12 protein-coding genes are annotated in these 10,876 nt (G+C 31.2%); 6 read left to right on the top strand and 6 right to left on the bottom strand.

The genetic code is table 11. From position 1 onward, the window contains the following. The first annotated feature begins 124 nt into the window (after positions 1–124). Complete coding sequence (locus ACMOUI_RS00120) at positions 125–985, top strand: hypothetical protein (RefSeq protein WP_418963716.1); 861 nt, start codon at positions 125–127, stop codon at positions 983–985. A gap of 33 nt (positions 986–1,018) precedes the next feature. Here ACMOUI_RS00120 and ACMOUI_RS00115 read toward each other — a convergent pair whose 3' ends face one another. Together ACMOUI_RS00115 and ACMOUI_RS00110 are read right to left on the bottom strand one after the other, a co-directional pair. After that, positions 1,019–1,885, bottom strand: a complete 867-nt coding sequence (locus ACMOUI_RS00115; RefSeq protein ID WP_418963715.1) for a mechanosensitive ion channel family protein — start codon at positions 1,883–1,885, stop codon at positions 1,019–1,021. 132 nt (positions 1,886–2,017) lie between these two features. Then, entirely contained in the window at positions 2,018–2,656 is a 639-nt protein-coding gene (locus ACMOUI_RS00110) for a carbonic anhydrase (RefSeq protein ID WP_418963714.1), read from the bottom strand. Positions 2,657–2,845: 189 nt separating this feature from the next. Here ACMOUI_RS00110 and ACMOUI_RS00105 point away from each other — a divergent pair, with 189 nt between their 5' ends. Both ACMOUI_RS00105 and ACMOUI_RS00100 read left to right on the top strand, forming a co-directional pair. Beyond that, a complete protein-coding gene (locus ACMOUI_RS00105; protein WP_418963713.1) occupies positions 2,846–3,484 on the top strand; it encodes a bifunctional 2-keto-4-hydroxyglutarate aldolase/2-keto-3-deoxy-6-phosphogluconate aldolase in 639 nt (212 codons plus the stop codon). 2 nt (positions 3,485–3,486) lie between these two features. Further along, complete coding sequence (locus ACMOUI_RS00100) at positions 3,487–4,476, top strand: PfkB family carbohydrate kinase (protein ID WP_418963712.1); 990 nt, start codon at positions 3,487–3,489, stop codon at positions 4,474–4,476. Positions 4,477–4,527: 51 nt separating this feature from the next. On the opposite strand, the gene hcp is transcribed toward ACMOUI_RS00100, so the two are convergent. Beyond that, positions 4,528–6,195 carry a hydroxylamine reductase gene (gene hcp / locus ACMOUI_RS00095; protein WP_418963711.1) on the bottom strand — a complete coding sequence of 556 codons (1,668 nt, stop codon included), beginning with the start codon at positions 6,193–6,195 and terminating at the stop codon, positions 4,528–4,530. 171 nt (positions 6,196–6,366) lie between these two features. Here hcp and ACMOUI_RS00090 point away from each other — a divergent pair, with 171 nt between their 5' ends. The 3 genes from ACMOUI_RS00090 (at position 6,367) to ACMOUI_RS00080 (ending at position 8,179) form a co-directional block, all read left to right on the top strand. Beyond that, a complete protein-coding gene (locus tag ACMOUI_RS00090; RefSeq protein ID WP_418963710.1) occupies positions 6,367–6,876 on the top strand; it encodes a hypothetical protein in 510 nt (169 codons plus the stop codon). Between the two features lie 3 nt (positions 6,877–6,879). Beyond that, entirely contained in the window at positions 6,880–7,635 is a 756-nt protein-coding gene (locus tag ACMOUI_RS00085) for an IclR family transcriptional regulator (protein WP_418963709.1), read from the top strand. 100 nt (positions 7,636–7,735) lie between these two features. After that, positions 7,736–8,179, top strand: coding sequence for a Dps family protein (locus ACMOUI_RS00080; RefSeq protein WP_418963708.1), 444 nt, complete (start codon positions 7,736–7,738; stop codon positions 8,177–8,179). Between the two features lie 45 nt (positions 8,180–8,224). Here ACMOUI_RS00080 and ACMOUI_RS00075 read toward each other — a convergent pair whose 3' ends face one another. From ACMOUI_RS00075 to ACMOUI_RS00065, 3 genes are all read right to left on the bottom strand, one after another. Further along, entirely contained in the window at positions 8,225–8,563 is a 339-nt protein-coding gene (locus ACMOUI_RS00075) for a PTS lactose/cellobiose transporter subunit IIA (protein WP_418963707.1), read from the bottom strand. 23 nt (positions 8,564–8,586) lie between these two features. After that, positions 8,587–9,672 carry a DUF871 domain-containing protein gene (locus ACMOUI_RS00070; RefSeq protein ID WP_418963706.1) on the bottom strand — a complete coding sequence of 362 codons (1,086 nt, stop codon included), beginning with the start codon at positions 9,670–9,672 and terminating at the stop codon, positions 8,587–8,589. A 164-nt stretch (positions 9,673–9,836) separates the two neighbouring features. Beyond that, positions 9,837–10,876, bottom strand: a 1,040-nt coding sequence (locus tag ACMOUI_RS00065) for a hypothetical protein (protein ID WP_418963705.1), incomplete at its 5' end; no start/stop codon positions are given.

The raw sequence follows: 10,876 nt of genomic DNA, 5'->3' as shown, positions 1-10,876 counted from the left end.
AATCTATACACCCCTATACTAATATTAGAAATACATTACAAAATTTATTCCTATTAACTTTCTAATAGTTATATCTACTTTTTTATGGTATAATTTTCTTTAAACTATATTTTAGGAGGTTCTTTTGAAAAAAGCATTACTTTTAATTTTCACCTTTATTTTCAATAGTATTTTACTTATCTCTTCTGATCAAGATAAACCTTTATTTCCATTATTTGGAGAAGAGGCTCGTCAAAGAGGTTATGAACTTCCAAATCCTTATGGTATAAATGTTATATATGTTGATATGAAACAGGATGTAGATATTAAATCTTTAGACCTTACAGGTAAACTATCTGTTGGGAATATAAATTTAGGAGAACTGGGTAAATTCATATCAGTCAAATCTAACTCTGCTAAAACAGTAAATATAAATAGGCTAGTTAAAGCTGATCTTTGGGTTTTCCCTTTTCTTAATGTCTATGGAATTGTGGGAAAAACAAAGGGGCACTCTTCAGCCCTTGTAGATATCGATCTACTTAATAAACCATTTTTAAAAAACTATGATTTTACACTGAAATACGAGGGTATGACCTATGGAGTTGGAACTGTAATTGCCGGAGGATACAAAAATATCTTCTCTCTGGTTGATTTTAACTACACTAGAACTACATTGGATATTATTGAAGGAGATATCTCAGCTTTTGTAGTCTCTCCTAAAGTTGGCTATAACTTTGATTTTTATAACACTAAAAACTCCATTTGGATTGGAACAATGTATCAAAATATCACCCAAACTCTAAAAGGAGATATTAATAATGTGATAACTTTTCCAAAAAATATCCGTGTTCCAAAAGGAAAATTTGAAGTAAAAGAGAGCACATCATCTCCATGGAACAATGTTATAGGTTTTAGAAGTGAAATTAACAAATCTGTTGAATTCACTACTGAGATCGGTTTTGGAAAAAGAAAAAGTGTTACTTTTTCTTTAGGATATAGATTTTAAAAAAAGCTGAAATTGTTTTCAGCTTTTTTTTATCTATTTCACATCAACATTGTTTAAATGAACATCCATCTGTGGGAATGGAATACTTATATTCTCTCTATCCAATGCCCCTTTTATTCCATTTAATGTCTCTTTATAAACTGTCCAATAGTGCTCATTTGTTGTCCAACCTTTTAAAGCTATATTTATAGAGCTATCTGCATAGGCATCCACATGGCTATATACAGCTGGATCTGTTAAAACTAAAGGATTGCTTCTTAAAAGTTTTTCTAGTGCCTCTCTAGCAACATCTAAATCAGCATCATATGACACACCCACTATAAATTTTAATCTTCTTATTGGGGTTTTAGTATAATTTATAACTTTATTCGATACTATAGAACCATTTGGAACTATTACTAAGTCATTATTATGAGTTCTAACTGTGGTTGAAAATATATCGATATCATGAACATATCCCATCTCTCCCGATATATTTACCTCATCTCCAACTTTATATGTCTTGAAAATAAGTACAATTATACCTCCTGCAAAATTTGATAGGTTATCTTTTAAAGCTAAACCTACACCTATTCCCAGTGTTCCGAAAAATGCAAGTAAGCTACTCTCTTTTACACCCATAATCAAAAGACAAATAGTTATTAATGTGGCATGTAAACCCACATATAAAATTGATCTTATAAAACTTCTAAGAGATGGATCTATCACATTCTCATTTTTAGCTCTATTATAAATTGGAGCTATTCTCTTTACTAATTTTAATACAAAATAGTATATTCCTATGCATATAAGTAGTTTTATTATAAAAAATAAAAACTCCACTGTGAAATTGACAAATATATTTTTATCAACTAGATGATTTAAAACTTCATCGACAAAACTTTGCGACTTGATTCCCACTTTACTCCTCCTAATACTATATCTTTAAAAATTTTTCAACTAAATAAATTCTATATATGAAACAAATTCTATCTTTTTTACAATGTAATAAAAATCCTCTATCTTCTATTTTAAAAGATAGAGGATTCTGTATTAGCCTCTATACCCTTTAGGTATTATTCCTTTTGATTTCCACTCCTCTATTGGTATCTCTATTTCAATTATCTTTCCACTTCTAATATCCAATACCCAACCATGAACCTTTGGGTATTTCCCACTTTCAACTCTGTTTCTTATTATCGGTAACTCAAATATGTGTTTTAATTGCTCAAGTACATTTAACTCTGTCAATCTATCCAATCTCTCCTGTTCACTGGCTAAACTTTTCAACTCTTTTTTGTGTTCTACCTCTATTTTTTTTATGGGCATTAACCAGCTAGAGATTATTGATGAATCTCTACATTTATCATGAGCTGTCTTTATTCCTCCACACTCATAGTGACCCGAAACAATTATATGCTTAACCTCTAGTTGTTCCACAGCATACTCCAGTGTTGCCAAAAAGTTCATATCATTTGAAAATACTTGATTAGCTATATTCCTATGAATAAAAAAACTTCCCGGTTCACTTTGAGTAAATGTATCAATTGGCATTCTACTATCTGAACATCCTATATATAGAAATGGCGGATTTTGTCCTTTTGATAGGTTTTTAAAATAATTCTTGTCTAAATCAAGTCTCTTTTCAACCCATTCTAAATTTGCTTCCAATAATTCATTATAATTTTGCATCTTTCCTCCTTAAGCCTATATAGAGTATTAATTATATTCTACAATATTTCACATAATATTTCTACTTTTTTAGTGTCCTATTTCTTTTAATTTCATATATGGAATTTTTTTATGAAATCGACATTGTTTATTTCCATTGATTTTTATAGAATTATCTCAATTAATACAATGAAATCAAGGGGGATTAATATGTTAAAAAAACATGAAATCATAGATAGAATTATAAATACTGGAGTTGTAGCTGTTGTTAGAGCTGAAAATTTAGAGGAAGCTAAGCATGTTTCAAATGCTTGTATAGCTGGTGGAGTAAATGCTATTGAGGTAACTTATACTGTACCTGGAGCTACTGAGGTTATTAGAGAGCTTTCTAAAGAGTTTCCTGGAGACGATTTTATAATTGGAGCTGGAACTGTTTTAGATACAGAAACTGCTAGACTTGCTATCTTAGCTGGAGCTAAATATATTGTTTCTCCTGGATTTGATGCAGAAACTGCTAAACTTTGCAATAGATATGCTATTCCATATATGCCTGGTTGTATGACAATCACTGAGATGATTAAAGCTATGGAGATGGGATGTGACATCATTAAACTTTTCCCTGGAAGCGCATTTGGTCCTGATTTTATTAAAGCTGTTAAAGCGCCTTTACCACAAGCTAATATTATGCCAACAGGTGGAGTTTCTTTAGATAATGTTGATCAGTGGATTAAAAATGGTGTCGTAGCTGTTGGTGTTGGTGGAAAATTAGCTACTGGACCTAGCGAAGAGATAACTGCTACTGCAAAAGCTTTCATAGCTAAAGTTAAAAAGGTTAGAGAGGAGATTTAGTTATGAGTAAAATTGTAACCCTTGGGGAGATTATGTTACGTCTTTCCACTGAAAATAACAATAGATTTATCCAAAGTAGTACTTTTAGAGCTGACTATGGAGGTGGAGAGGCAAATGTTGCTGTATCCCTTGCAAACTTTGGAATAGAATCTGAGTATGTGACTAAACTCCCTAAAAATCCTCTTTCTGATTCAATTTTTAGATATTTAAAAGCCAATGGTGTTGAAACTAAGAATATCGTTTTAGGTGGAGAAAGACTTGGAACCTATTATTTAGAGGTTGGAACAAGTGTTAGAGCTTCCTCTGTTATCTATGATAGAAAATACTCGTCATTTTCTACTTTAGATTATAGTGAACTTGAGATTGAAAATATTTTAAAAGATTGTAAAATTCTACATCTTTCTGGAATAACACCTGCGCTTTCTGAAAATTGTAAAGAGTTAACAGCTAAAATTATGAAAAAAGCTAAAGAGATGGGAGTTTTAATAAGTTTTGACTTCAATTATAGAGGTAAGCTTTGGACTTTAGATGAAGCTGCTCCTGTTTTAATGAGCTATCTACCATATATAGATATCTGTTTTGCTGGTATTTTAGATGCTAAAAATATTATGAAATTAGGAGAACACTCAGATTTAAATGAGTATTATAAAGATATTACAAAAAAATATCCAAATATAAAATATCTACTTTCTACAAAACGTGAAACACACTCAGTTAATGAAAACTCTTTAACTGGTTTTATCTTTAAAGATGGAGAACTTATCGCCTCTCCTAGATACACTTTCCAAATTGTTGATAGAGTTGGGGGAGGAGATGCCTTTGCCGCTGGAGCTCTTTTTGGAATCTATAACAATCACTCACCTAAGGAGATTGTAAATTTTGCTACAGCTGCTTCTGTGTATAAACATACAGTTAGAGGAGACGCAAACCTAGTCTCAAAAGATGAGATCTATAATATCATTCATAATGGCATTTCAACTGTTTCAAGATAATAAAAATGGTAAGGAACTCACCCCTTACCATTTTTTATTTCCTATTATATACTAGAGATTTTTTAAATCCTCCTCCACAGTTGAAATAGTACCTATATTAAAGTTATCTATTAAAACTTTCAAAACATTTCCTGATAAAAATGCTGGTATTGTTGGTCCTAAGTGGATATTTTTAACTCCCAAGTGCAATAGAGCCAATAAAACAATTACAGCTTTTTGCTCATACCAAGCTATATTATAGGTTATTGGCAACTCATTTATATCATTTAATTGGAATATCTCTTTTAGTTTTAAAGCTATTAGTGCCAATGAGTATGAATCGTTACACTGCCCAGCATCTAAAACTCTAGGAATCCCGCCAATATCTCCAAGATCCAGCTTATTATATCTATATTTTGCACATCCAGCTGTCAATATAACAGTATCCTTTGGTAGATTTGCCGCAAATTCTGTGTAATAATCCCTAGATTTTACTCTTCCATCACATCCTGCCATCACATAAAATCTTCTTATAGCTCCCGATTTTACTGCATCTATCACTTTATCAGCTAAGGCAAAAACCTGATTATGTGCAAATCCACCTATAATTTTTCCTTTTTCAATCTCCAGTGGAGATTTACATGTTTTAGCTAAAGCTATAACCTCTGAAAAATCTTTCTTCCCATTTTTTTCCTCAACTCTTTGCCATCCTGGAAATCCAGTGGCATTTGTTGTGAATACTTTTCCCTCATATGAAGCTCCAGATTTTGGTGGAACTATACAGTTTGTTGTAAATACTATTGGTCCATTGAATGTTTCAAACTCCTCCTTCTGTTTCCACCAAGCATTTCCATAGTTTCCAACTAGGTGTTCATATCTTTTTAACTCTGGGTAGTAGTGAGCCGGTAACATCTCTGAGTGAGTATATATATCCACTCCTGTTCCCTTAGATTGCTCTAAAAGTTGAACTATATCATTTAGATCATGCCCTGATATCAAAATCCCTGGATTATCTCTAACTCCAATATTTACCTCTGTTATCTCTGGATTTCCAAATTTCCCTGTATTGGCAGAATCCAAAAGTGCCATTACATCCACTCCAAATTTTCCAGTTTCCAAAGTCAAGCCCACTAACTCTTGCACTCCTATTGAGTTGTCTAAAGTTGAAGCCAAGGCTTTCTCTATAAACATAACTATCTCTGGTTTTGTATATCCCAGATTTACAGAGTGCTCATAGTATGCTGCCATTCCCTTTAATCCATAAGTTATAAGCTCTCTTAAAGACCTTATATCCTCATTCTCTGTTGAAAGAACTCCAACTCCTAGAGCTTTTTTGTTCATCTCATCTGCAGTTTCCACCATAAATGTTGTTGCATCATGATTTTTTAATCTTTTTATCTCTAAATTTAGCTCTTCCAATTGAGCTTTTACTCTATCTCTAATCTTTAGCCCTTTTAAAATCTCAGCTGCAATCATCTTATCATCAAAATTAGCATTTGTTATTGTTATAAATAGAGAGTTTATAATATAGTAGTCAATCTCTGAGTTTAACTCTCTATTTACCTCTCTACTTTCTAAAGGTATATTTTCTCTTAAAATGGAGATTCCCTTAGTTGTATAGATCAGTAAATCTTGTAGATTTGATGTTGTAGGTTTTTTTCCGCAGACACCCATCACTGAACAACCCTTATTTCCCGCTGTTTCTTGACATTGAAAACAAAACATTGATATTTTTTCCATTGATCTCTCCTCTTTTATTTTATAAATTTCTAACTGGATTATATCAGTATAGTTAATAAAAATATGTAACATATGTTACATGCAAAACTTTTTCTCTAGTAGATTTTCTATATTTAGGGTATAATCAGATTATACTAATTAAAATATTCTTTTTTTATAGGAGGGAATTTTATGAAAAAATATCTATTTATATTTGGGGTTTTTCTTTTTTTAATAGGGTGTAGCAATACGGAAGATTATATTGTCTCTGACTTTTTTGTCGCTGGAGACTTTACTTATAAAGGCGGATTTGAAAATGCCGGTTCTAAAACTAGCAGTAAAATGATTAGAAAGAATGGGTTGAAGTTTATTGTTGAGGAGAGTACAGATACAGCAACAACTGTTGAAAAAATCTACTTGATCAACAGAGACTCTATCTCTTTAATCTATGTGGGCGAGAATACTCATGCAGATCTGGATACTCTTGATCTAACTAAGGGTGAGGTTATCTTAAAAGCTCCATTCACTGTTGGTAAAACTTGGAAATCTGGCGAAAATATCTATGAAATAGTAGATTTTATTGATGCTGAATCTGGTCCAGAGGTAACTGTAGAAAAAAAATATCCAAATGGTACAGTTGAAAGAGTCATATATCAAAAAGGTTTTGGAAAAGTACAAAAAACTACTATAATGGGGAGTTAAATAATGAAAAAATTAGTTCCAGCCATGGAAAAAGTTGATAAAATTTTTAACTATCTATACCTGAAGGAAAAAGCTTCTCAAGCTGAAATATCAAAGGATTTAAATATTCCTAAAGCCACTACAAATAGATTACTTCATACACTAGTTGCAATGGGATATCTATATTCAATTGGAAAAGAATATACTTTAGGAAATAAGTTTGATTATTTTTCAAATAAAAATAAAAATTATAATCTGATTAAAAATGTCTCTTATCCTTATTTAGAGGAACTTTCATTGAAGTTTAAAGAGACTTTTAAAGTCAGTGTTTTTGATAAGAATAAAATTAGGGTTATAGCCTCTGTTGAAAGTAATGATTACTACAAGATAACTGTACCTGAAAATGCTATTTTCCCATTACATGCTGGAGCTGCAAGTAAGATTTTAATATGTCAACTGACAGAAAAAAAATTAAACTCTTTACTTCCAGAGTCTCTTCCAAAATATACTGAAAATACCATTACAAATAGAGATGATTTAAAAAAAGAGCTATTTAAAGTCAATATAAAAAAAATTGCTTTTGATAATATGGAGCACTCCAATACTATAAGTGCTGTGGCTATCCCAATATATGATAAAAATAATAAAATCATTGCCGCTTTAAGCTGTCCTTTCTTTAGTGATGGTATCAATAAGCAGCATATTGATGAGATTGTTATAGCTATGAAAGAGATCTCTAAAAAAATAACTACAACTATTATAAGTATGCATATTAATTAATTATTTTTTTTTCTTTAAAAGGAAATTGAAAAAATCCTCGAATAATGAGTGTGAAGTTAGAAAACAAAACTATAGGTTTTAATTAAAAGGAGGATTTTTTATGGAAAATAAAGATCTAGTATTTCAAATGAACAAATTTGTAGGAGATTTACATGTTTTTAAAACTAAAGTGCATAATTTCCATTGGAATTTAACTGGAGAGCATTTCTTTGTTATACACCCAATGCTTGACGGAATTATGGATGAAATTGACGCACAAATCGACTCTGTTGCTGAGAGAATCTTAATGATTGGGCACAGACCTTTTGGATCTTTAGAAATCTATTTAAAACACACTGTTTTAGCTGAAGCTGAAACTAAAGCATACCCAGCTAAAGAAGCTGTAAAATTAATGTTAGAGGATTTCAAACTTCTTTTAGCTGAAATCAACATTATAATGGGAATCGCAGAAAAAGAGGATGACCAAGAAACTCTTACTCTAATCACTGATATAGGAGCTGCATATCAAAAACATATCTGGATGTTTGGAGCTTGGTTAGCATAACTATAAAAATAAAACCCCTTGAAAATTCAAGGGGTTTTTTATTTTTTATTTATTCTCTAAAGCAAATAATCTTTTATTTAACTTTATCATCTTTTTAATTAGTTCTCTCTCTGATAAAGCAGTCATTAAGTGATCCTGTGCATGAACAAAAACTATTGATAAAGGAATCTTTTGTCCTCCCGCTTCTTTTTGAATCATATCTGTTTGAACATGGTGAGCTTTTAAAACTGCTGCATCACACTCTTTCATACACTCTTCAGCCTCTTCAAACTTACCCTCTTCAGCAAATGCTAAGGCTTGATGTGCAAAACCTTTTGCCTCTCCTGCATATGCAACTATTGAAAATATTATCTCCTCTAATTCCTCTTCTGTAAAATCTACCATCTTTTCCTCCTAAACCGAATTTATTACTTTTTTATTTTAATTTTAAATTTTTGCCAAGGTTTTATACTATCTAATAGTCCCATATAATTTGGATCTATCTTTCCTACAACACTTGTTTTACCTGAGTTTTTCATATCTTTTCTCGCTATATGTAACTCTCCTGCATACTGTCCATAAAGTGAGGATTCAATTAATACATCCCCTTTTTTTATATCCACAGGGTTAAATAACTCAAAATGTGTCCCTTTATACTTTACTCTTGATTGAGTTGATCTTACAACATACTCTCCAACATCTCCTCTTTGAAAATGCAGTTCCTTTTCAATTATATCTCTCTCAACTGATCCCACACCTTGGAAAACTTCACACTCTAATTCCAACATCTCTTTATTTATGTCAGCTAGCTTTTTTAACTCCTCCTCTGTTGGGAAACAGTTTGATATTATTACAACATCTATACCCTCGTTGAATAGCTCTCTTCCTTGAACTTCAATTGGAAGATCTCTGTGCTCCTCTAGAGTACAAAGTCCATCATTCACTGGCCATGGTCCAAAAGTTCCAGTTTGAGATGTAACAAAAGCTGCAGTTGTCAGTGAAAACCCTTTAAATCTTTTATTACAACTTCTGAAATGTTCTCTTGAAAGACCTGTATATCTATGTGGATAGAAGTTATGACACCCAACTAACTTCTCTCTATTTGGCATATAATCCATTATTGTATTAACGTAGTTTGTATCTTGACTCATATTTATCTCTACCAGTAGTCCATACTCATTAAAAGTCATAATACTCTCTTCATTTCCAGAAAATCCTAAGTCTAATCTCACTCCACAAGCTCCAATCTCATTAAAAAATGATAGATCCTCATAACTTATGTTTAGCTTACTAAATATTGAAGGAGCTACATCTACCATAACTTCCATTCCAAAGCTATTTGCATGCTCTATTGTATCTTTAAACTCCTTTAGTATAGCCTCTTTATCCCCATCTACCGACAGTAAGCAAGTAAAAACTCTTTTATATCCATACTTTGCTGCTAACTCAATGTATCTTTTATTCTCTTCCAGTGTTGCATGAAATGGATATACAGATATTCCTAATTGTTTCATTTTCTACTCCCTCCTAAAAAACCATTGTTTTACTTAGGTTTTACTAGATTTTTTTAAGTAAGTCAAGAATTAAAACTGCAGGAAAAATTTAAACTTTTTTTTCGTCTAATACTTATAAGATTTCCAAGAGTTTCTCACTTTTTTTTTGGTATTAACGCTTAAATTTATTTTTTTTCTCCATTAGCTTCTTCCACTGTTTTATATATCTCTATTGTACTTTCTCTTCCTTTATCCAAATATAGGATATTTATCTTATGTCTTTCATCTTTGTACTCTAACATCTCTCCAACCTTCATATTTCTTAATGCTTTTAAGAAATTGTAGTTATAGTAGAACTTACACTTTAATAGCTCCTTATAAAGTCTTGACTCAAATATAAATCTATTGGAAAAGATATCTACACTTTTGCTAACTAAAATATATTTTTCCTGATGATCTATATTTTGATTCTCCTTCAATGCCAAACAGATAGCTTCATCAAGAGCTCCTGATATACCTTTATCTAAATGATAGAGATTATTTCTTACAAATTCCACTCCCTCCTTTAATAAAGCCTCCTCTATTACCTTACTAACTGTGGATATTGAATCTACCCTATCTCTTAAAGGAAGAAGAAGTCTATCTATCTCCTCAGCAAGAATTGGAGAAAGCTTATGACTAAATGTGAACTCTATCTCCATTATCTTACTTGTAAAGCCATCACTATTCTTTATTTTCTTATAGTCTATATCGTATTTTGTAAGTTGATTTATATCCTCTAAAGCTGGTTTTAGAATAGTTTTTTCAAAATCATAAAACCTTTCATAGTTCTCTTGTCCAACTCCTAAAAGCTCTTTCAATTGATCTCTACTTATTATAAATCCCCCTTGATTTCTATTTTTTATCATAGCCAAGTATAGCTGAAAACTTTTTTTATCTTTAAATAAAAGAATTAACAATAGATCTATATCATCAAATATTCCACTCTCTTTTAGGGATTTTAATGATCTTGAAATATATAATCTATACTCCTCTCTATTTCTCATATAAAAATCAAATATAGGAAATGATGAGAAAAATATCTCCTCATCTTTTTCTACCAACTTTAAATGTATCCTTCTTTTTGAAAACTTATCTAAAAAATCCTCAATCAACTCTCTTTCTTTAACTATGGCTCTCAGTTCTTTCTCTGTAAAAATTATGTATTTTTCATTTTTTCCCTTAT

It is taken from the genome of Cetobacterium sp. (assembly GCF_048470075.1).
Lineage (GTDB): Bacteria > Fusobacteriota > Fusobacteriia > Fusobacteriales > Fusobacteriaceae > Cetobacterium_A.
Note: the sequence above shows the minus strand (reverse complement) of the source record. Positions and strands in the feature narration are given on the sequence as shown.

Bases quoted from the DNA above. Each gene is read 5' to 3' on its own strand.
- ACMOUI_RS00100 (WP_418963712.1), top strand. From the start codon at position 3,487: ATGAGTAAAATTGTAACCCTTGGGGAGATTATGTTACGTCTTTCCACT.
- ACMOUI_RS00105 (WP_418963713.1), top strand. From the start codon at position 2,846: ATGTTAAAAAAACATGAAATCATAGATAGAATTATAAATACTGGAGTT.
- ACMOUI_RS00070 (WP_418963706.1), bottom strand. From the start codon at position 9,672: ATGAAACAATTAGGAATATCTGTATATCCATTTCATGCAACACTGGAA.
- ACMOUI_RS00090 (WP_418963710.1), top strand. From the start codon at position 6,367: ATGAAAAAATATCTATTTATATTTGGGGTTTTTCTTTTTTTAATAGGG.
- ACMOUI_RS00075 (WP_418963707.1), bottom strand. From the start codon at position 8,563: ATGGTAGATTTTACAGAAGAGGAATTAGAGGAGATAATATTTTCAATA.
- hcp (WP_418963711.1), bottom strand. From the start codon at position 6,195: ATGGAAAAAATATCAATGTTTTGTTTTCAATGTCAAGAAACAGCGGGA.
- ACMOUI_RS00085 (WP_418963709.1), top strand. From the start codon at position 6,880: ATGAAAAAATTAGTTCCAGCCATGGAAAAAGTTGATAAAATTTTTAAC.
- ACMOUI_RS00110 (WP_418963714.1), bottom strand. From the start codon at position 2,656: ATGCAAAATTATAATGAATTATTGGAAGCAAATTTAGAATGGGTTGAA.
- ACMOUI_RS00080 (WP_418963708.1), top strand. From the start codon at position 7,736: ATGGAAAATAAAGATCTAGTATTTCAAATGAACAAATTTGTAGGAGAT.